17 protein-coding genes are annotated in these 19622 nt (G+C 59.6%); 5 read left to right on the forward strand and 12 right to left on the reverse strand.

Translation table 11 applies throughout. From position 1 onward, the window contains the following. Positions 1–89: 89 nt before the first annotated feature. Both betA and betB read right to left on the reverse strand, forming a co-directional pair. Positions 90–1745, reverse strand: coding sequence for a choline dehydrogenase (gene betA / locus J7413_RS08700; RefSeq protein WP_209097677.1), 1656 nt, complete (start codon positions 1743–1745; stop codon positions 90–92). 43 nt (positions 1746–1788) lie between these two features. Further along, on the reverse strand, positions 1789–3240 hold the full coding sequence (betB, locus tag J7413_RS08705) for a betaine-aldehyde dehydrogenase (RefSeq protein WP_209097678.1): 1452 nt from the start codon (positions 3238–3240) through the stop codon (positions 1789–1791). A 159-nt stretch (positions 3241–3399) separates the two neighbouring features. Here betB and betI point away from each other — a divergent pair, with 159 nt between their 5' ends. Then, complete coding sequence (gene betI / locus J7413_RS08710; protein ID WP_209097679.1) at positions 3400–3984, forward strand: transcriptional regulator BetI; 585 nt, start codon at positions 3400–3402, stop codon at positions 3982–3984. A gap of 58 nt (positions 3985–4042) precedes the next feature. Here betI and betC read toward each other — a convergent pair whose 3' ends face one another. Next, the gene (betC, locus tag J7413_RS08715) at positions 4043–5551 is read right to left on the reverse strand and encodes a choline-sulfatase (RefSeq protein ID WP_209097680.1); all 1509 of its coding nucleotides are present in this window, start codon (positions 5549–5551) and stop codon (positions 4043–4045) included. A 100-nt stretch (positions 5552–5651) separates the two neighbouring features. After that, positions 5652–6557 carry a DMT family transporter gene (locus J7413_RS08720; protein WP_209097681.1) on the reverse strand — a complete coding sequence of 302 codons (906 nt, stop codon included), beginning with the start codon at positions 6555–6557 and terminating at the stop codon, positions 5652–5654. Positions 6558–6765: 208 nt separating this feature from the next. On the opposite strand from J7413_RS08720, the gene J7413_RS08725 reads away from it, so the two are divergent. Continuing rightward, positions 6766–7890 carry a methyl-accepting chemotaxis protein gene (locus J7413_RS08725; RefSeq protein ID WP_209097682.1) on the forward strand — a complete coding sequence of 375 codons (1125 nt, stop codon included), beginning with the start codon at positions 6766–6768 and terminating at the stop codon, positions 7888–7890. Here the strand turns inward: J7413_RS08725 and J7413_RS08730 are convergent. Both J7413_RS08730 and J7413_RS08735 read right to left on the reverse strand, forming a co-directional pair. After that, positions 7874–8806 carry a pirin family protein gene (locus J7413_RS08730; RefSeq protein ID WP_209097683.1) on the reverse strand — a complete coding sequence of 311 codons (933 nt, stop codon included), beginning with the start codon at positions 8804–8806 and terminating at the stop codon, positions 7874–7876. The two genes, J7413_RS08725 and J7413_RS08730, sit on opposite strands and share 17 nt — an antisense overlap. 91 nt (positions 8807–8897) lie before the next feature. Continuing rightward, positions 8898–9515, reverse strand: coding sequence for a LysE/ArgO family amino acid transporter (locus J7413_RS08735; RefSeq protein ID WP_209097684.1), 618 nt, complete (start codon positions 9513–9515; stop codon positions 8898–8900). Between the two features lie 100 nt (positions 9516–9615). On the opposite strand from J7413_RS08735, the gene J7413_RS08740 reads away from it, so the two are divergent. After that, positions 9616–10512, forward strand: a complete 897-nt coding sequence (locus J7413_RS08740; protein WP_209097685.1) for a LysR family transcriptional regulator ArgP — start codon at positions 9616–9618, stop codon at positions 10510–10512. 103 nt (positions 10513–10615) lie between these two features. After that, complete coding sequence (locus tag J7413_RS08745; protein WP_209097686.1) at positions 10616–11170, forward strand: superoxide dismutase family protein; 555 nt, start codon at positions 10616–10618, stop codon at positions 11168–11170. A 69-nt stretch (positions 11171–11239) separates the two neighbouring features. Here the strand turns inward: J7413_RS08745 and J7413_RS08750 are convergent, their stop codons facing one another. Further along, positions 11240–11980 (reverse strand): YebC/PmpR family DNA-binding transcriptional regulator, encoded by a 741-nt coding sequence (locus tag J7413_RS08750; RefSeq protein WP_209097687.1) that lies wholly within the window; start codon positions 11978–11980, stop codon positions 11240–11242. Between the two features lie 142 nt (positions 11981–12122). On the opposite strand from J7413_RS08750, the gene J7413_RS08755 reads away from it, so the two are divergent. Then, positions 12123–13895, forward strand: a complete 1773-nt coding sequence (locus J7413_RS08755; RefSeq protein WP_209097688.1) for an SLC13 family permease — start codon at positions 12123–12125, stop codon at positions 13893–13895. 324 nt (positions 13896–14219) lie between these two features. Here J7413_RS08755 and J7413_RS08760 read toward each other — a convergent pair whose 3' ends face one another. The 5 genes from J7413_RS08760 to J7413_RS08780 form a co-directional block, all read right to left on the reverse strand. Further along, entirely contained in the window at positions 14220–16496 is a 2277-nt protein-coding gene (locus J7413_RS08760) for an NADP-dependent malic enzyme (RefSeq protein ID WP_209097689.1), read from the reverse strand. Beyond that, positions 16493–17524, reverse strand: a complete 1032-nt coding sequence (locus tag J7413_RS08765; RefSeq protein ID WP_209097690.1) for a type I glyceraldehyde-3-phosphate dehydrogenase — start codon at positions 17522–17524, stop codon at positions 16493–16495. Before J7413_RS08765 ends, J7413_RS08760 begins: the two co-directional genes overlap by 4 nt. Before the next feature lie 143 nt (positions 17525–17667). Further along, on the reverse strand, positions 17668–18489 hold the full coding sequence (locus J7413_RS08770) for a bifunctional allantoicase/(S)-ureidoglycine aminohydrolase (protein WP_209097691.1): 822 nt from the start codon (positions 18487–18489) through the stop codon (positions 17668–17670). A 143-nt stretch (positions 18490–18632) separates the two neighbouring features. Next, on the reverse strand, positions 18633–19289 hold the full coding sequence (locus J7413_RS08775; protein ID WP_209097692.1) for an SOS response-associated peptidase: 657 nt from the start codon (positions 19287–19289) through the stop codon (positions 18633–18635). Further along, on the reverse strand, positions 19289–19594 hold the full coding sequence (locus J7413_RS08780) for a DUF1992 domain-containing protein (RefSeq protein WP_209097693.1): 306 nt from the start codon (positions 19592–19594) through the stop codon (positions 19289–19291). The genes J7413_RS08775 and J7413_RS08780 overlap by 1 nt, the downstream gene beginning before the upstream one ends. Between the last annotated feature and the right edge of the window lie 28 nt (positions 19595–19622).

Here is a 19622-nt window from a genome sequence, read left to right on the forward strand (position 1 = left end):
CGCTCCTTTTTTCGAAGTTCAACATGACTCTAACAACCAGAATCGGGGCCAACTTTGACCCCGATCAAATCCGCAAAACAAATGAAGCTTTAGCGCTGCGCTTCTTGCCACCCTGGGTGGAACCATGGCTCTGCATTCGAGGCGGCCAACCGGCGCCCCAGAATGTGATCAGAGGCCTTCTCTCCGGTCATGATGGATGGCCCATTCAGGTTGCCGTTGGTGATGCGCGGGAAGATGGAACTGTCCGCGACCCGCAACCCATCCACGCCGATCACGCGGCACTCGCTGTCCACCACGGCCATCGGGTCATTGGCCGCGCCCATTTTGCATGTACCACAGGGGTGATAGGCGCTTTCCGCATGCTCCCGAATGAAGCTGTCGATCTCATCATCGCTCTGCAACGCTGCCCCAGGCTGGATCTCATGCTTCACGTAAGGCTGCATCGCCTCCTGCGCAAAGATCTCCCGTGTCAGGCGGATACAGGCGCGGAAATCTTCCCAATCCTGCTCGGTCGACATGTAGTTGAAGAAGATGTTCGGCGCATCCTTCGGGTCCGCTGAGGACAATGTGACATGCCCCCGCGATGGCGAACGCATCGGCCCAACATGCGCCTGAAAGCCATGTCCTTCCGCTGCCGCCTGCCCGTCATAGCGCACCGCAATCGGCAGGAAATGATACTGGATATCCGGATAGGAAATACCCGCACGCGAGCGGATAAACCCGGCCGTTTCAAATTGGTTGGACGCCCCAAGGCCCTTTTTGGTGAACAGCCACTGCGCCCCGATCAACCCCTTGCCAATCAAGTTCCAGTACTTAAACAGCGTAATCGGCTGTTTGCAGGCCATCTGCAAATAAACCTCAAGGTGGTCCTGCAGGTTCTGCCCCACACCGGCGCGATCCGCGATCACCTCGATGCCATGCTCCGCCAGATGCGCAGCCGGGCCAATGCCCGAAAGCATCAAAAGCTTCGGCGAATTGAGAGAACTGGCCGCAAGGATCACCTCGATATTGGCGCGGATCACCTCAACCTTGCCGCCGCGCTCAATCTCCACGCCCACGGCGCGGCCATGCTCCATCACAACTTTGCGCGCAAGCCCACGCACCAGATCACAGTTTTCACGCTTCAGCGCAGGCTTAAGGTAGGCATTGGCGGCCGACCACCGCTGCCCTTTGTAAACAGTCATATCCATCGGGCCAAAGCCCTCTTGCTGCTGACCGTTATAGTCATCCGTCACCGGATACCCCGCCTGACGCCCCGCTTCTACAAAGGCCGCATGCAGCGGGTTGTTGCGTGGCCCGCGGCTGATGTGCAGCGGCCCATTGACTCCACGCCAATCCGGGTCCCCGCCCTGCCCACTCTCATGCCAGGTCTCCATGCGCTTGAAGTAGGGCAGCACATCCGCATAGGACCATCCATCCGCGCCACTTTCGGCCCAATGGTCATAGTCGCCCGCATGCCCACGCACATAGACCATACCATTGATGGAGCTGGAGCCCCCAATCACCTTGCCCCGCGGACACACCAGTTCGCGCCCTCCGAGGTGCGGTTCTGGCTGGGATTTATACCCCCAGTCATAAAGGCGCATGTTCATCGGATAGCTCAGCGCCGCAGGCATCTGAATGAACGGGCCAGCATCGGTCCCGCCATGCTCAATCACCAACACTGATTTCCCGGCTTCACTCAGACGATAGGCCATGGCGCAGCCCGCAGAGCCGGCCCCAACAATCACATAATCTGCCTGCATAGTCATTCTTCTCCGACAGAGGTCGCGCCAGCAAGGGCCGCGGTTAGTAAGGCGCTTCCACGTCGCCCATGCGCACGTAAACCGATTTCACCTGGCTGTAGTGATTGATCGCTTCTTTGCTGTTCTCCCGGCCAACGCCGCTGTTTTTCACCCCGCCAAACGGCGCTTCCACAGGGGCGTCATTGTAGGAGTTGATGAAACAGCTGCCCGCCTCCAGCTTCCCAATCACGCGGTGACCACGGGACAGATCAGAGGTGAACACACCGGCTGACAGGCCAAATTCAGTGTCATTGGCACGCGCAATCACCTCGTCTTCGTCCTCGAAATCCAGAACCGACATCACAGGGCCAAAGATCTCTTCACGCGCGATGGTCATATCGTCGGTGACATCGGCAAACACAGTGGGTTCAAGGAAGAAGCCCTCGCGGTCCATCCGCTTGCCACCGCACACCAGCCGCGCGCCTTCTTCTTGGCCTTTCGCCATGTAGCCAAGCACGATGTTCATCTGACGTTCAGACACCATCGGACCAAAGCTTGTCGCCTCATCCAGCGGGTCACCGATCACCGCCGTGCCCAGACGCTCCGTCAGACGGGTCAGGAACTTCTCCTTGATGCCCTTTTGCACAAACACCCGCGTCCCGTTGGAGCAGACCTGACCAGAGCTGTAGAAATTGCCCAGAATGGCCCCGCCCACAGCGTTCTCCACATCCGCATCATCAAAAATGATCAACGGAGATTTCCCGCCAAGCTCCATGGTCACATGCTTCATATGGCTGGCGGCAGCGGCGTAGACCTTCTTGCCGGTGGGCACAGAGCCGGTCAGGCTCACCTTGTCCACGCGCGGATCATTGACCAGCGCGCTACCCACTTCGCCCATGCCCTGAATAACGTTATAAACCCCCGCGGGTACTCCGGCCTCATGCAGGATTTCCGCAACCTTCAAGGCACACATCGGCGTGGTTTCAGACGGCTTGAACACCATCGCATTGCCGCACGCCAGCGCAGGCGCGCCCTTCCAGCAGGCAATCTGCGTTGGATAGTTCCACGCCCCAATGCCCACACACACGCCCAGCGGTTCGCGCACGGTGTACACCCAGTCCTCTCCAAGCGGAATGTGCTCGCCAGTCAGGGTTGCGGCCATCCCACCAAAGTATTCCAGCGCATCCGCACCGCTGGTGGCATCCACCGCGATGGTTTCCTGATACGGCTTGCCGGTGTCATAGGTTTCTAGCACCGAAAGCTCGTGATTGCGCTCCATGATCATCGCAGCTGCGCGAGTCATGATGCGGCCACGTTCGCGCCCAGTCATCGCCGCCCAGATCTTCTGCCCCGCTTTCGCGCTCTCCAGCGCCTGATCAATGATCGCCGGTGTCGCCGCATGCACCTTGCCGATCACCTCACCTGTTGCGGGGTAGACGATATCAATCTGCGCCCCTGCGGTGTCCTCCACATAGGTCCCGTTGATGAAATGGCTCGCGGTCGGTTGCAGCTGCATGGCTGGCTCCTTTGGTGGCGCACACACTCTCTGCGGCATGGCGCGGAATCTCGGTTGTGGGCGAGCCTAGCATCGGTTTTTTCATTTTTAAATGGTCATTTCATTTTTTTATCGAAACAACAACATTGTACCTGCGCGCCAGCACGCTAAAGTGGCGCAATGAGCAGAACACGCATCCGGGACATTCGACACGAAGAGCTGATCAACGCCACCATGACGGCGGTGCACAAACGTGGCTATGCCGTTGTCACCATGGCGGAAATCGCTGCCGAAGCGGGGGCATCTGCGGCGTCAATCAACTATTATTTCGGCTCCAAGGAAAAGCTGATGGAGGCCACGATGCGCCGCCTGCTCTCCCTGCTCAAAGATGCAATGCTGGAACGTTACGCCACCGCAAAAACACCCCATGATCGGCTCATGGCGGTGATTGACGCGAACTTCTCTGACCGGCTTTACACCAATGAGCAATGCTCCATGTGGATGCAGTTCTGGGCCAACGCCCCCTATGCCCCCGCCCTGCAACGTCTGCATCGCATCAACCGCGCCCGCGTGACGGCACATTTCCGTGCTGAATTGCGCGCGCTGGTTCCAGATGCACGACGGGAAACCATGCGTGAAGCGTTGCAATGCTATATGGATGGGGTCTGGCTAGAAGCCGCCCAAACAGAAACACCGCTGGATCCGGCTCAGGCCCGCAAAGAGGCGCGTGAAGTGACCAACCTGATGTTGCGCTCCCACGCTTGAACATAAAACAGCAGGGGCCGCGCGTCCGCCGCACAGCCCGAACACTTTGCTCACAACTTCATTCCCCGCGCGGGAACCGCTGGTTTTCTTCCACCACATTCAGATCCATGTGGTTGCGCATGTACCGCTCAGAGGCTTTCTGCAGCGGCTGATAATCCCACGGATAATAGCCGCCTTCCCGCAGCGCCTCGTAAACCACCCAACGCCGCGCCTGACTTTCCCGCACCGCCGCATCAAACGCCGCCAGATCCCAGCGCGCCTCCGATTTGGCACGCAGTGTCTGCACCGTGCCCTGATGATCCGCCACCTCGGCCAGATTGGTCAGCTCATGCGGATCGGCCTCCAGATCAAACAGTTGATCCGGGTCCAGCGCACAGCGGTTGTATTTCCACTTACCATAGCGCAGTGACACCATCGGCGCATAAGAGGCCTCCGCCGCATATTCCATCGCCACCGGCGTGTCCCGCGTGCCGCCTTGCCCCAGATGCACAAGGCTCTCCCCCGTGGTCCAGGGCATGACCTCCTCCATGCTCACCCCCGCCAGATCACACAGCGTCGGGCAGACGTCGATATTGCTCACCGGCGTGGCCACCAGCCCCGGCTGCATCTGCGGCGCCGCCACCATCATCGGCACCCGGCTTGAGCCTTCATAAAAGCTCATCTTGAACCAAAGCCCGCGCGCGCCAAGCATATCACCATGATCGCTGACAAACAGAATGATGGCTTCCTGACGGGTCGCCTCCAGCGCCTCCATCACCTCGCCAATCTTGTCGTCCAGATAGCTGATATTGGCAAAATAGGCCCGACGGGAGCGGCGCACATCTTCTTCAGTGATGTCAAAACTGCGCCAGTCATTGGCATCAAAGATCCGCTTGGAATGCGCGTCCTGCTCTTCATAAGGGATCGGCCCCACCTCCGGCAGCAGGTGTTCGCAATCCTCATAAAGATCCCAATATTTCTTGCGCGCTACATAAGGATCATGCGGGTGGGTGAAGCTCACCGTCAGACACCAGGGCCGATCATCATGCCCCCGCGCCAGATCGTAGACCTTGCGCGTGGCGTGATAGGCCACCTCGTCATCATATTCCATCTGGTTGGAAATTTCCGCGACACCCGCGCCGGTGACGCTGCCCATATTGTGATACCACCACTCAATCCGCTCACCGGGCTTGCGATAATCCGGCGTCCAGCCAAAATCCGGCGGATAGATGTCTGTGGTCAGCCGCTCCTCAAAACCGTGCAGCTGATCGGGGCCGACAAAATGCATCTTCCCTGACAGACAGGTCTGATACCCCGCCCGACGCAGATGGTGCGCGTAGGTGGGGATAGAGGAGGCAAACTCCGCCGCATTGTCGTAAACCCGCGTGTCGCTGGGGAGTTGCCCCGTCATAAAGCTCGCCCGCCCCGGCGCGCACAGCGGGCTCGCGGTATAGGCGTTCTGAAACCGTGTGGAGCGCGCCGCCAGCTTTTTCAGGTTCGGCGCATGCAGCCACTCCGCAGGCCCGTCGGGAAACAACGTCCCATTGAGTTGATCCACCATAAAAATCAAAATATTGGGACGGGACATGGGCGGCTCCTCCTGCGGCTCTGTTTGCGTGACCCTAGGCGCGGCCGATCTGGAAACGCAATCTCAAAGACGACACCGCCATGTCGCAGCCTGCGGCTGCTCACATCTTTGTCTGCCCCACCAAAGGCGTGATCTGACGCCGTTTGATCACCGCCTCACGCCAGGTGATGAAGCTGATCGCCCCGATGATCACCAGCGCCCCCACCAGCACCCAAACATCCGGCTCCTCGCCAAAAGCCAGCCATCCCAGCAGCACCGCCCAGACCATCTGCAAAAAGCTCACCGGCTGGGTCACCGTCACCGGCGCGGCCTTAAACGCCAGCGTCATGGTGTAGTGGCCCGCCGTGGCAAAACACGCCACGACAAACAGGATCACCAGCTCTTCAAAGGTGGGCGTCACCCAGACCGACAACGCCAGCGGCGCAAGCCCGATGGTGACCGTGACAGACAACATGCCGACCACCACGGTGGGGCTCACCTCTTCGCTCAACTTCTTGGCAATCAAGTAGCCCCCGGCAAAGCCCAGCGCGGTGAACAGCATGGCAAAATGCCCGGGGCTCAACTCGCGAAATCCGGGCCGCAGAATGATCGCCACGCCAATCAGGGCCACGATCACGGCACCAATCCGGCGAAACGCCAGCTTTTCACCCAGAAACAGCGCAGCCCCCAGCGTCACATAGACCGGCGACAGGTAGTTCATCGCCGTCACCTCAGCAACGGGGATCCGCGCCATGGCAAAGAACCACGCCACCACAGCGCCAGTGTGCAAAACCCCTCTCAGCGTGAACAGCCCCATCTGACGACGGCTCAACTTGGCCGCCAAAATGGGCCGGATCATCGGGATCAGAAACACCACGCCCAGCGCATAGCGCAGAAAAGCGGTTTCTGAGGCCGGCAGCCGCGTGCCCACCAGCTTCACCAAGGCCGTCACCGCCACAAAGCACAGCCCCGTGACCAACATCCAAAACACGCCTTTCAGTGGCGCGTGTGCGCTTGTCTCTGTCATACGGCCACATAGACACGCCGTGCTCACAAAGTCGAGATAGCAAACAGGTTAAGCTTCAAAACTCTGTCATCGGCCAAGTCTGCCTCTTGCACCACGCAGCCCGCCCCCACACCTTCGGCGCGACGACCACAGGCCACTCACCCCATTGTTTACCAAATATTGGGAGGACAAAGCCTAAAACAAACCCGCAGTTACAGGTGATTATTTTATGCGGTCTCTTTTCCCCCTGCGCCCTGCGGTGCGCCTTTCCCTGAAACGGGGCCTGATTGCGGCCTCTATTGTCGGCCCGCTTCTCACGCTGATCAACCAATGGTCGGCTCTTTTTGACGGTGCGCCTTTTGATCCCTTTGCGGCCTGCCTTACAGCGGTGATCCCCTTCTGTGTCAGCAGCCTGTCCACCTATCTGGCGCAACCAAAGCTCACCCCAGCTGCCGAACCGGTCACCGACACCCCACCAGAGCCGGAAATCCGCACCGTGATCGAAGAGCGCCCGATCTACCCAGACGGGCTACAAGACGCCAGTGCACGGGTTGAAACCATTCGCAGCAATGCCACCAACGTAAACCGCAGCTCGCGCGAGCGCGTGACCTTCATCGCCAATCTGATCTCTCAGGCCGAACACCTCGGCACCGTCTTTGACACATTGTGTGAAGGCGCAAACCGCTCCGCTGCAAAAGCCGCAGAAGTCGGCCACTCGGTCAATGAGGTCACTCAAGAGGTCGACGGCTTTCTCGACCTGACAAGCGACACAACCCAACAAATCGCCCATGTCGCCGCACCCGTGAAAAAGATCGAAACCTCCCTTGCAGAGGTCAGCAACGCATCCGAGGCCATCCGCGGTCTGGCCGACCGCATCCGTCTGCTGGCGCTGAATTCCGGCATCGAAGCAGCCCGCGCCGGGGCACAGGGCAGCGGCTTTGCCATCATCGCCGGCGAAGTGCGCGAACTTGCCGATATGGCAGAGGCGGACATCACCCGCATTCTGGCCCGCATGGAAGAATTGCAAGAGGCGCAGATCGATCTGTCCACCACGGTCGGCAAAGTGGCACGCGCCGCCGAGCAAAGCCTTGAGCGCGGCGAAACCTGCCGCTCCATGACCCGCTCCATTCAGGACAGCATCGATGGTCTCGTCGCAGACATCACCGCCGACAGCGATGAAACACGCCGCCAACTGCCACTCTATTCCGAGATTGTCTCAGAAATCCGCAGCATCAAGGACAACACACAAGCCGCCGTGCAGGGCTCTCAGAAAAACATCGAGCTCTGCGGCGAGGCCCTGTCCCTGCTTGAAATCCCAGCAGAGACAGCAGCGCACATCAGGGCAACGGGATAAACTCCTCGGTGTCGCCCGGCGGCAGCTGAAAGCGCCCGTGCGCCCAGTCCCCGGCAGACCAGTCTGCCTTCGCGGCCGCAATCTTCTCTTTGCTGGAGCTGACAAAATTCCAGGAGATGTAGCGCGGCCCGTTCATCGTCGCCCCGCCCAGCGCCATCAGGCGCGCGCCTTGCGGCCCGGCGGTCACGGTGATGGCATCTCCGGGGCGAAACACCATCATCTGCCCCGGCTCAAACACATCCCCCGCGATCTCCACCGCCCCCTCAACCACATAAAGCCCGCGATCCTCGTGATTGTCTGGCATCGGCAGCTTGGCGGCGGGTTGCAGCACCACATCGGCATAAAAGGTCTCAGACAGCATCGTCACCGGCGCCCGCGCGCCCCAGGCATCGCCAAGGATCAGCCGGACCTCTTTGCCTTCGCCCTCAAGAAACGGCAGCGCCTCCTTACCGTGGTGCTCAAACATCGCCGGATCATCTTCGCGATCCTCAGGCAGGGCAATCCAGGTCTGAATGCCAAACAGGGAACTCGGCGATTGCCGCGTCATCTCACTGGTGCGCTCTGAATGGGTCACGCCATTGCCCGCCACCATCCAGTTCACCTCTCCGGGGTAAATCATCTGATGGGTGCCCAGACTGTCGCGGTGCTCAAACTCCCCGCGATAAAGATAGGTCACCGTACCCAAACCGATATGGGGATGCGGACGCACATCAATACCCTGCCCGGTCAGAAACTCCGCAGGCCCCATCTCATCAAAGAAAATAAACGGCCCCACCATTTGTCGCCTTGGCGCAGGCAGGGCACGACGCACCGAAAACCCGCCCAGATCGCGCGCGCGGGGAATGATGACGGTTTCAATGCTGTCCAGCGTTGCAGCATCAGGGCAAGAAGGCTCAAGGGCCGGGTTCCAACTCATGGCGGGTCTCCTCAGACAACAGCTGCCACAAACCTAGCCGCAAACATCTGCCCTTCAAACCGCGACCCGCGCACAGTCTCTGTGCAGCCCTTTACATCCCAAACACCAGCTTGGCCGCAATCGCCCACATGGTCAGCCCGACCAGCACATCCAGCACCTGCCAGGCACGAGGATTGGTGAACAAAGGCCGCAACAGGCGCGCGCCAAAGCCCAGCATGAAGAAAAAGGTAAAACTCGCGACCACAGCCCCCAGCCCAAAGGCCCAGGCCGGTGTGTATTGCGCCGAAATCCCACCCAAGAGCACCACCGTGTCCAGATACACATGCGGATTGGCCCAGGTCAGCAACAGGCAAGTTGTCACCGCCGCCCCAAGGCTGCCAACTGTGCGCCCCTTCTCGTCAAGCGCTTCTCCTCCTGTCATCGCCGCGCGAAAATTCATCGCGCCATAGACAAACAGAAAGGCTGCCCCCGCATAGCGCACCAATTCCAGCGCCCAAGGGTTCGATGCAATCAGCACCCCAAACCCCGCCACGCCAAGCGTGATCAGGATCGCATCCGACAGCGCACAGGTCAGCACGAGCGGCAGCACATATTCGCCGCGCAACCCCTGCCGCAGCACAAAAGCGTTCTGCGCCCCAATCGCCATGATCAGCGAAAACCCAAGCGCAAATCCCGCCACTGCGGGGCCGATGATTCCTGCGTCACCCATCTGTCGTCCGTCTCCATGTCTCGCGTCACCTTGTGCATTGACTAGGGGGCATGGCAAAATTACTCAAATTAAAACATCTGCTTTATCATTAGGAAATCTAATGCAGCTGGATTACGCCCATCTCGCCGCCCTCGCCGCAATCCTGCGCAGCGGCAGTTTTGAAGCCGCCGCCGCCGATCTGGGCGTCACGCAATCGGCAATTTCCCAGCGCCTGAAAACGCTGGAGGAGCGCGTGGGCATGCCTCTGGTTCTGCGCGGCAACCCCTGCCGGGGCACCGAAACCGGCCGCCGACTGGCGGCACATCTCGATCAGGTCGGCCTGCTCGAAGGCGCATTGGCCCGCGATCTGAAAGCGCTCTCCCCGCGCAGCGCCCGCCTGCGCATCGCCGTGACCGCCGACAGCCTCTCCACATGGTTCCTCACCGCTGCGGCCCAAGTGCCCGATCTGCTGTTTGATCTGGTGGTGGATGATCAGGATTTCTCTGCTGACTGGCTGCGCCGGGGCGAAGTGGGCGCCGCCGTCACCGCCCATGAGGCCCCGATTGCGGGCTGTGACAGCACCCCGCTTGGGGCGATGCGCTACGTCGCCACCGCCAGCCCCGCCTATATCGCGCGCCATTTCGCAAGCGGCGTCACTGCCGACGCGCTCAGCACCGCGCCCACCCTGATATTTGACGCCAAAGACCGCCTGCAACACATCTGGATGGCGCAAAATCTCGGCATCAGCCCAACACCGCCCAGCCACCGCCTGCCCTCTTCCACCGGCTTTGTCGAAGCCTGCCTGCTGGGCCTTGGCTGGGGCATGAACCCAGAGCCGCTGATCCGCCCGCATCTGGACAGCGGCGCTCTGGTGCCTCTTCTGCCGGACACCACCTATGACACGCCGCTGTTCTGGCAATCCAGCCGCCTGCTCGCCTCCGCCCTCGCCCCACTCACACAGGCTGTGCGCCGCGTCGCCGGCCAGCAGCTCATATCGACAAAGTCCGCCCAAAAATAGATCTGCATAAAATCGCCAACCAGCGCGTTGTTGTCATGAGGCCAGCAAAAACCGCCACCTCATCCGACCCTGTCACGCAGACACCAACGCGAAGGAACTTATGATGCGCTTTGACAAAAACACCTTGCTCGCAACCGTCACCACCACCGCGACCATGCTTGCATCCGCCATGATGGCCACAGCAGGCAACGCCCCACAGATCACTGCCACTGCCGAAGCCAAGATCATCAACAACGCGGGCGCGCAGATCGGCACCGCCAACTTCATGCAGGGCCCGCGCGGCATTCTGTTGTCTCTGTCCGTGCAGGGCCTGCCGCCGGGCAAACATGGCATGCACTTCCATGCGGTTGGCGACTGCACCCCGCTAGACACCTTCAAAGGCGCCCATGGTCACATCATGCCCGGTGACCTGCCCCACGGTTTCTTTCACTCTGATGGCCCACACGCGGGCAATCTGCCCAACCTGATCGTTGGCGCGGATGGCACCGCCGAGGTGGAACTCTACACCAACTTGCTGATGCTCGATCAGGGCGCGGGCAAAGTGCTGGATGAAGACGGCTCCACTTTGGTCATTCACGCCAACCCGGATGACCACTTCACACAGCCCATCGGCGGCTCCGGCGGGCGCATCGCCTGTGGCGTCATCACCGCCCCCTAATGCCCCCGCACACAAAGAGGCCCGCAGCATATGCCGCGGGCCTCTTTAAGTCATCAGCTGCGCAAGCGCTTACAGCTGCTCCATCACCTCGTCAGAGGCTTCAAAGTTTGCCGTCACACGCTGCACGTCATCGTCATCTTCCAGCGCATCAATCAGCTTCATCAGCTTCTGCATGCCTTCCAGATCCATCTCGGTGGTGGTGGTGGGCTTCCACACAAGCTTGGTGCTGTCAGATTCGCCCAGCGCCGCTTCCAGCGCATTGGACACCTCGTTCAGATCCGTGTCTTCACACCAGATGATGTGGCCATCCTCAGAGCTTTCCACATCCTCAGCGCCCGCCTCGATGGCCGCTTCAAACACTGCATCCGCATCACCCACAGAGGCCGGGTAGGTCACCTCACCCTTGCGGTCAAACATGAAGCCCACAGAGCCGGTTTCGCCCAGATTGCCGCCATTCTTGGAGAAGGTCGAGCGCACGGTAGAGGCGGTCCGATTGCGGTTGTCGGTCATCGCTTCAACAATCACCGCCACGCCATTGGGGCCATAGCCCTCATAGCGGATTTCTTCATAGTCGTCCCCGTCACCGGCAACGGATTTCTTGATCGCGCGTTCGATCACATCCTTTGGCACGGACTGGCTCTTGGCTTCTTTCACAGCCAGACGCAGACGTGGGTTTTTCTCAGGATCCGGGTCGCCCATTTTTGCGGCAACGGTGATCTCTTTGGAAAGTTTGGAAAACAGCTTGGAGCGCGCGGCGTCCTGACGCCCTTTGCGGTGCTGAATGTTTGCCCATTTACTATGGCCGGCCATGGTTCGCCTCCGGGTCTGTTATGGCAGATGTTCTGTATCAGGGGCCTCTATACGTCAGAGCAGCCAAAATCCGCAAGCCGCTTGCGTTTCTCAGCTCCCTGCGGTTGAGATATCTGCATCACATTGACCACAGGCGCTTTTCATGACCACCGATCAGATCATCCTCTTTGCCCTCTTTGGCGGCGTGTTTGTCATGCTGCTCTGGGGGCGGTTTCGCTATGATCTGGTGGCCTTCACCGCTCTGCTCCTCGGTGTCGTCCTTGGCGTGGTCCCCACCAAAGAGGCCTTTTCCGGCTTTGGTCACCCCGCCACACTGATTGTGGCGCTGGTGCTGATTGTTTCAGCAGGGCTCGTGCGCTCCGGCGCGGTGTTCCTCATCACCCGCACGCTGGTTGACAGCGCCCGCAAGTTAGGCAGCCACATTGCCATCATCGGTGCCATCGGCGCGGTGCTATCAGCCTTCATGAACAATGTCGCAGCCCTTGCCCTGCTGATGCCGGTGGACATCCAAACCGCGCGCAAGGCGGGCCGCAGCCCAGCCAAATCGCTCATGCCCCTGTCCTTTGCCACCATCCTTGGCGGCATGGCCACGCTCATCGGCACACCGCCCAACATCATCATCGCCTCGATCCGCGAGGATGCTCTTGGCGCGCCCTTCAAGATGTTTGATTTCGCCCCTGTCGGCGGCCTCACCGCCATCGCAGGCCTGCTGTTTGTCGCCCTCATAGGCTGGCGCCTGATCCCGGATCGCGAAGACGCGGGCAAAAAGGTCTCCGACCTTGGCCAATACATCGCCGAACTCACCATCCCCGCAGACAGCAAGCTCATCGGCAAACGTCTGGCCGAGCTTGAGCCCAATGCCGAAGATGCCGATGTACAGATTCTCGGCCTCATGCGCGGCGGCAAGCGCATGTACGGCACCGCGCGCAACAACGTGCTGCGGGAAGGCGACGCATTGGTGCTGGAGGCAAGCCCAGACGCGCTGGATGAATTCCGCGCCGCGCTCTCGCTGAACTTCTCAGACGAAAAACGCGAAGAACAGCTCAACGCGGCTGGCGAAGGTCTCGACATCATAGAGGTGGTGGTGCCCGAAACCGCCCGCATCGCAGGTAAAACCGCTGCCGCGCTCGGCCTTGCGTGGCGACAGGGGGCGGTGCTCATGGGCATCTCCCGCGAAGGCCGTCGCATCCGCAGCCAGATCCGCAAAACCGTGGTGCAACCCGGCGACATCCTCCTGATCCTCGTCCACAAGGACCGCGGCCCGGATGTCACCGACTGGCTCGGATGCCTGCCGCTGGCGGACCGCGGGCTTGTGGTCACAGCCAACAGCAAGATGTGGCTTGCCATCGGCCTTTTTGTGGGCGCGGTCGCCGCCGCCTCATTCGGGCTGATCTACCTGCCCATCGCATTGGGTCTGGTGGTGGTCGCCTATGTGCTCGCCAAGATCGTGCCGATCTCGGAACTTTATGATCACGTCGAATGGCCCGTGGTCGTGCTTCTGGGATCCATGATCCCGCTTGGGGCCGCGCTCGACAGCTCCGGCGGCACGGCCCTGATCGCCAACAGCCTTGTCAGCCTCACCGCCGGTCTGCCCGCTTGGGCCGTGCTGACGGTGTTGATGCTCGTGACCATGACGCTGTCTGATGTGCTCAACAACACCGCCACCACCATCGTCGCTGCGCCAGTTGGCATCCAGATGGCGCAGGCGCTCGGTGTCTCCGCCGATCCGTTCCTGATGGCGGTGGCCGTTGCGGCCTCCTCTGCCTTCCTCACGCCAATCGGACATAAGAACAACACGCTGATCCTCGGCCCCGGCGGCTACAGCTTTGGCGACTACTGGCGCATGGGGCTGCCTCTGGAGATCTTGGTGGTCGCCGTGTCCATCCCCGCCATTCTGGTGTTCTGGCCGCTCTGATCAAGGCCAGCGAACGACCGCAGGTGTGCGCTTCCACCGCACCAATCTGTCCCTTTATGCCAGCCAAGGGCATTCAGTTTCATCAACCTGCCAATCCGCCAACCAAAAGCGCAGGCCCTCGCGGCGGTCGTGCGCTGGCCCGGCAGGCTGCGCCCTTGTTCCGGGCCATAAGGTACAGCCGTTGCGCCCCGCACCGCACGTTGCCTTCACCTTTCGCGCGGCCCGAAAATCGCACCTCCGCAATACCGACGGGATACCGACGCAAAACAGCCCCCGAAAACCATGGTTAACGAGGGCTGTTGCGTGTGGCGAAATTTTTCGCTTTTAGCCGTAGGTCGACACCTCTGTGCCGGCCAGCGCCGCGATGTTCAGCAGGCCGCGTACCGTGATGGAGGGTGTCACAATATGCGCCCGGTTGCCCATGCCCATCAGGATCGGCCCCACTTCCAGACCATCGGCCACCGATTTCAGAATGTTGCGGGTCGCGCCCGCCGCATCGGTGTTGGAATAGACCAGCACATTGGCTTTGCCGTTGAGCCGCCCACCGGGGAACAGACGCTCCCGCAGCTCTGGATCCAGCGCCGCATCAGTGTGCATTTCTCCTTCATATTCAAAGTCATGCTCGGTTTGGTCCAGCACATCCAGCGCCCCGCGCATCACCCGGCCAGAGTGGCTGTCAAGGTTGCCAAACTGGCTCCCCGAACACAGCGCAATCTTCGGATCCACCCCAAAGCGCCGCACGTGCCGCGCTGCTGCCACAACCGTTTGCGCAACCTGATCGGCGGTCGGTTCGATGTGAATGTGGGTGTCCGCAAGGAACAAAGGCCCCTTGTCCAGAAGGATCAAAGACAAAGACCCGATTGGGTTCAACTCTTTGTTTTTCAACACTTCTGTCACATAGCGCAGGTGCCAGCGATACTCCCCAAAGGTGCCACAGATCATGCTGTCCGCATCCCCACGGTCCACCGCAATCGCCGCAATCGCCGTGCTGTTCGTGCGCAGGATCGCCCGCGCACTGTCCGGGCTCACCCCTTGGCGACGCAGCTTGGCGTGGTAGGTCGTCCAATAGTCACGATAGCGCTCATCCTGCTCTGGGTTGATGAGCTCAAAATCCACGCCAGGTTTGATTTTTAATCCAGCCTTTTCAAGGCGATGCTCGACAACTTCGGGGCGTCCGATCAGAATCGGCGTGTCCACCGTTTCTTCCAGCATGGTCTGCGCTGTGCGCAGCACCCGCTCATCCTCGCCCTCTGCAAAGATGATGCGACGGCGGGACATGCTGGCCGCTTCATAAACAGGGCGCATGATCATCGAGGAGCGGAACACCTGTGCCTGCAGCTTGTCTTCATAAGCATGCAGATCCAGATCCTTGGTCGCCACACCAGACTCAATCGCGGCACGGGCCACAGCCACCGCAATCGTCGGCAAGAGACGTGGATCAAACGGCTTTGGAATCAGGTAGTTAGGGCCAAATGTCAGGGTCTCTCCTTGATAGGCAACCCCCACTTCCGCGCTGGTGGTTTCTCGTGCGAGACCGGCAATCGCTTCCACACAGGCGAGCTTCATCGCATCGTTGATTTCCGTCGCACCAGCGTCCAGCGCCCCCCGGAAGATGAAGGGGAAGCAGAGCACGTTGTTGACCTGGTTCGGGTAGTCCGACCGCCCCGTGGCAATCAGCGCCCCAGGCGCCGCCGCACGGGCTTCCTCCGGCATGATTTCAGGCGTTGGGTTGGCCAGCGCAAAGATGATCGGATTGTCCGCCATCTGCTCAACCATCTCTTTGGTCAACAAGCCCGGACCGGACACGCCTAGGAACAGATCCGCCCCTTCCATAGCTTCCATTGTTGTCCGCTTTTCAGTGGCTTGCGCAAATTCGGCCTTCTCTGGCGTCAGGTCGTTGCGCTGTTTGTGCACCACGCCTTTGCTGTCCAGCATCAGGATGTTCTCATGCTGCACACCCATGGTCATCAGCATCTTGAGGCAGGCAATCCCCGCCGCCCCCGCGCCCAGCGCCACAACCTTGATGTCTTCAACGTTTTTCTTGGCAACAATCAAGGCGTTATAAGCCGCAGCCGCAGCCACGATCGCGGTGCCATGCTGATCGTCATGGAACACCGGAATGTTCATCCGCTCTTTGCAAAGACGTTCAACAAGGAAGCAATCTGGGGCCTTGATGTCCTCAAGGTTCACCGCGCCAAAGGTCGGCTCCAGACGGCACACCAGATCGGCAAGTTTCTCCGGATCCGGCTCGTTTACCTCAATGTCAAAACAGTCGATCCCGGCGAATTTCTTGAACAGAACCGCCTTACCTTCCATCACCGGCTTACTGGCCTGTGCGCCAATATTGCCAAGGCCCAAGACGGCCGTACCATTCGAAATCACCGCAACAAGATTGCCCTTGGACGTGTAACGCGTTGCATCCGAAGGGGTCTTTTCAATCTCAAGGCAAGCTTCTGCCACACCTGGACTATAGGCCAGACTCAGATCACGCCCCGTCGCCATGGGTTTGGTTGCGCGAATTTCCAGCTTACCGGGCTTTGGAAACTCGTGATACTTCAGCGCTGCCTCACGGGCGCGATCATGGTCTTTTGTATTTGTCATTTCTTGTCTCCCAAGTCCCCTCGCGCGGCTGACCGCCGCCCCATCAAGCGGGCCATTTCCAGCATACGGTTGGAAAAGCCCCATTCGTTATCGTACCAGCCAAAGACGCGCAGCAGCCCGCCTACGGAAACACTGGTTTCTCGCTCACTCACAATCAGGGATTCTGGCCGCGCCCGCAGGTCGGTGGAGACCAACGGCGTACGCGTCCACCCTAAAATACCATTCTTTTCAGCCTCTTGCCGCAGCAGAGCGTTCACAGCATCAGCTGTCACAGCCCGCTCTGTCTGTATTGTCAGATCAATCGCGGACACGCTGGCGGTCGGCACACGGATCGCCCGCGCTTCGACCCGCCCCTTCAAATGCGGTAGCACGCGATCAATCATGCGCTGTGCCGAAGTGGTCGTTGGCACCATAGACAAAGCCGCCGCCCGGCTACGCGCAAGATCACCGCGAGGCTTATCCACCGTCGGCTGGCTTCCTGTGTAACAATGCACTGTGGTCATGTGGCCAGAAATCAGCCCATATTCCACATCCAGCACCTGCATCAAAGGGGCCAGCGCATTGGTGGTGCAGGAGGCATTGGAAACGATCACCTGATCCTGCAGGTCGGAATCGTTGGCACCGAGCACAACCGTCACGTCCGCCTCATCTGACGGACCAGAGATCAACACGGCCTGCGCGCCAGCGGCCAGCCCCCGCTCGGCGATCGCGCGGGTGCCTGCCATACCAGTACATTCCAACACCACATCAACGGAGCTCAGATCGAGCGTACTCAGATCACTTTGCGCGTGAAACGGGATAGGTTGGCCATCAACCACCAACGCGCTGTCGTGAACCTCAACCGTGCCGCGATAAGCGCCGTAAACGCTATCGTATTCAAACAGATAAGCGCAGGTTTCCAGCGGCTCGATATCGTTGATCCCGACAATTTCAATGTCGCGATGCTGGCCATCTGACAGAATACGCAACAGGGTGCGGCCAATACGGCCAAACCCATTGATAAAAATGCGGGTGCGATCTGCGGTCATTCTTTGGTCCTGCGAGTCCTTGAAACGCCAATTGACCGAGTTTGCCCCCCAATTGCCACCCCTAAAAATGCACAAAAGCGACATGGCCGTGCGCGTTAACGCTATCAGCGGGGCGCACGGACATCATCCCCCCATACGCACTCTTAACGCAGCTTCATGTGGCGGTTGACATCTTTGTACAGCAGATAACGGAATTTGCCGGGGCCACCCGCGTAACACGCCTGCGGGCAGAAGGCGCGCAGCCACATGTAATCACCGGCCTCGACCTCCACCCAATCCTGATTGAGCTTATAAACGGCTTTGCCTTCAAGCACATAGAGCCCATGTTCCATCACATGTGTCTCAAGAAATGGGATCACCCCCCCAGGCTCAAAGGTCACGATATTGACGTGCATGTCATGGCGCATGTCGTCGGGGTCCACAAACCGTGTGGTGCCCCAGGCGCCATCGGTATCCGGCATATGCCGAATGGGGGTGTCCGCATCGCTGGTGACAAAGGCCTCTGGCGCATCGATCCCGTCAACCGCTTCATAAAGCTTGCGAATCCAGTGGAACTTGGCGTTTTTCTCAGACCGATTGCTCAAACGCCAGTCACATCCGGCCGGAAGATAGGCATAACCGCCTTCAGACAACGTATGATCTGTGCCCTCAATGGACAAAGATACCTCGCCTTCCACCACGAACACAACGCCCTGTGCGCCGGCCTCAAGTTCAGGCTTGTCGCTGCCGCCGCCGGGTGCAACGTCCACGATGTAATGCGAAAATGTCTCACTGAATCCTGACATCGGGCGTGCAATGACCCACACCCGTGTGTCCCGCCAAAACGGCAGATTGGAGGTGACGATATCTGTCAACGTGCCTTTGGGGATGACAGCAAAACTCTCGGTGAACATTGCGCGATCCGTCAGCAGCTGTGTCTGCGGCGGCAACCCTCCTTGCGGAGCAAAATACGGCGCTTTGGTCATGACAACCCTCCAACGTTAGTCTTGCCTGCATCATCACCAAACTCATCCACGAGGCCAATGGACAAGGACGCTACGCAGAGCTGAAGGACTGTTGCGCTTTTCTTGAAAATGGCGCGTGAACAACACGGGGTTCGGAGATATCACTAAAACGGTTCAATCAACTCCGGTCCAGAAGCGCGATTTGAATTCACCGCCCGATCCACCTGATGAAAGGACAAGAGATCCTCAGCCGCAGACTTCATCAAAGTCGCGGCACCGTGTCCCTTTTCGCCAAGCCAAAGCCCCCAATCCTCTTCATCAATGACCACCGGCATACGATGATGGATCTGGGACATAGATTCATTGGCAGCTGTGGTGACAACCGCACAGGTTGCGATGCGCTCACGTTCAACGCCCCACTCCTGCCAAACGCCCGCGAGGGCCAAAGTCTCTGAACCATGAATGTACCAAGGCCAGCGTGTGCCATCGGAATCCTTTGTCCATTCATAAAACCCCGTCACCGGAATCAGACAGCGCCGCTCTCGGCAAGCCGCTCGAAAGGCAGGTTTTTCTGCGATGGTTTCTGCCCGCGCGTTGATCAGTAAGGGGCCATCATTCGGGGCTTTGTACCAGCTGGGCAGAAAGCCCCACCGCATGGAGACCAGCTTGCGCCCCGCATCAACGCCAGCCAAAACCACGTGAATTTGAGTGGTCGGGCAGACATTGTAATTTGGCACCTCGGGCAGATCATTGGCCGGGGACGCCGCAAACATCTGCGCCATGGCGTCATTTGGCAAGGTGACCGCCACGCGCCCACACATCAGCGATGGGCCTTTCGCGCCACATCAATCCGCGCTTCCATCATGGACATGTCCTTCATGATCTCGCGCCGCTTGGTGCGGTCGCCCGTATCGCGCAGCTCCTCCCGCAGCTTCGCCAGTTCCCGGGACAGTGACACAAACTCAGGCACGCCACCGCTTTCTTTCACCAGCCGGTTGATCAGAGCATTTTCTGGATCTTCTTCCTTCGGCAAAGGCTTTCCCGCCCCTGCCAGATTGTCAAATTCGCCAGCCTCCTCCGCTTCGCGAATTTTCTGATTGATCAGATCGATCAGCGGATGATCCATAACGACCTCAAAGCAAAACCCCCGCCAG

The organism is Shimia sp. R10_1 (assembly GCF_017744095.1).
In the GTDB taxonomy this organism is placed as follows: domain Bacteria; phylum Pseudomonadota; class Alphaproteobacteria; order Rhodobacterales; family Rhodobacteraceae; genus Shimia.

Coding starts and splice junctions, on each gene's coding strand:
- betA (WP_209097677.1), bottom strand. CDS start 1,745: ATGCAGGCAGATTATGTGATTGTTGGGGCCGGCTCTGCGGGCTGCGCC.
- J7413_RS08735 (WP_209097684.1), bottom strand. CDS start 9,515: ATGGGTGACGCAGGAATCATCGGCCCCGCAGTGGCGGGATTTGCGCTT.
- J7413_RS08725 (WP_209097682.1), top strand. CDS start 6,766: ATGCGGTCTCTTTTCCCCCTGCGCCCTGCGGTGCGCCTTTCCCTGAAA.
- betI (WP_209097679.1), top strand. CDS start 3,400: ATGAGCAGAACACGCATCCGGGACATTCGACACGAAGAGCTGATCAAC.
- J7413_RS08745 (WP_209097686.1), top strand. CDS start 10,616: ATGCGCTTTGACAAAAACACCTTGCTCGCAACCGTCACCACCACCGCG.
- J7413_RS08720 (WP_209097681.1), bottom strand. CDS start 6,557: ATGACAGAGACAAGCGCACACGCGCCACTGAAAGGCGTGTTTTGGATG.
- J7413_RS08760 (WP_209097689.1), bottom strand. CDS start 16,496: ATGACAAATACAAAAGACCATGATCGCGCCCGTGAGGCAGCGCTGAAG.
- J7413_RS08780 (WP_209097693.1), bottom strand. CDS start 19,594: ATGGATCATCCGCTGATCGATCTGATCAATCAGAAAATTCGCGAAGCG.
- J7413_RS08750 (WP_209097687.1), bottom strand. CDS start 11,980: ATGGCCGGCCATAGTAAATGGGCAAACATTCAGCACCGCAAAGGGCGT.
- betB (WP_209097678.1), bottom strand. CDS start 3,240: ATGCAGCTGCAACCGACCGCGAGCCATTTCATCAACGGGACCTATGTG.
- J7413_RS08730 (WP_209097683.1), bottom strand. CDS start 8,806: ATGAGTTGGAACCCGGCCCTTGAGCCTTCTTGCCCTGATGCTGCAACG.
- betC (WP_209097680.1), bottom strand. CDS start 5,551: ATGTCCCGTCCCAATATTTTGATTTTTATGGTGGATCAACTCAATGGG.
- J7413_RS08755 (WP_209097688.1), top strand. CDS start 12,123: ATGACCACCGATCAGATCATCCTCTTTGCCCTCTTTGGCGGCGTGTTT.
- J7413_RS08765 (WP_209097690.1), bottom strand. CDS start 17,524: ATGACCGCAGATCGCACCCGCATTTTTATCAATGGGTTTGGCCGTATT.
- J7413_RS08770 (WP_209097691.1), bottom strand. CDS start 18,489: ATGACCAAAGCGCCGTATTTTGCTCCGCAAGGAGGGTTGCCGCCGCAG.
- J7413_RS08740 (WP_209097685.1), top strand. CDS start 9,616: ATGCAGCTGGATTACGCCCATCTCGCCGCCCTCGCCGCAATCCTGCGC.
- J7413_RS08775 (WP_209097692.1), bottom strand. CDS start 19,289: ATGTGTGGGCGCGTGGCGGTCACCTTGCCAAATGACGCCATGGCGCAG.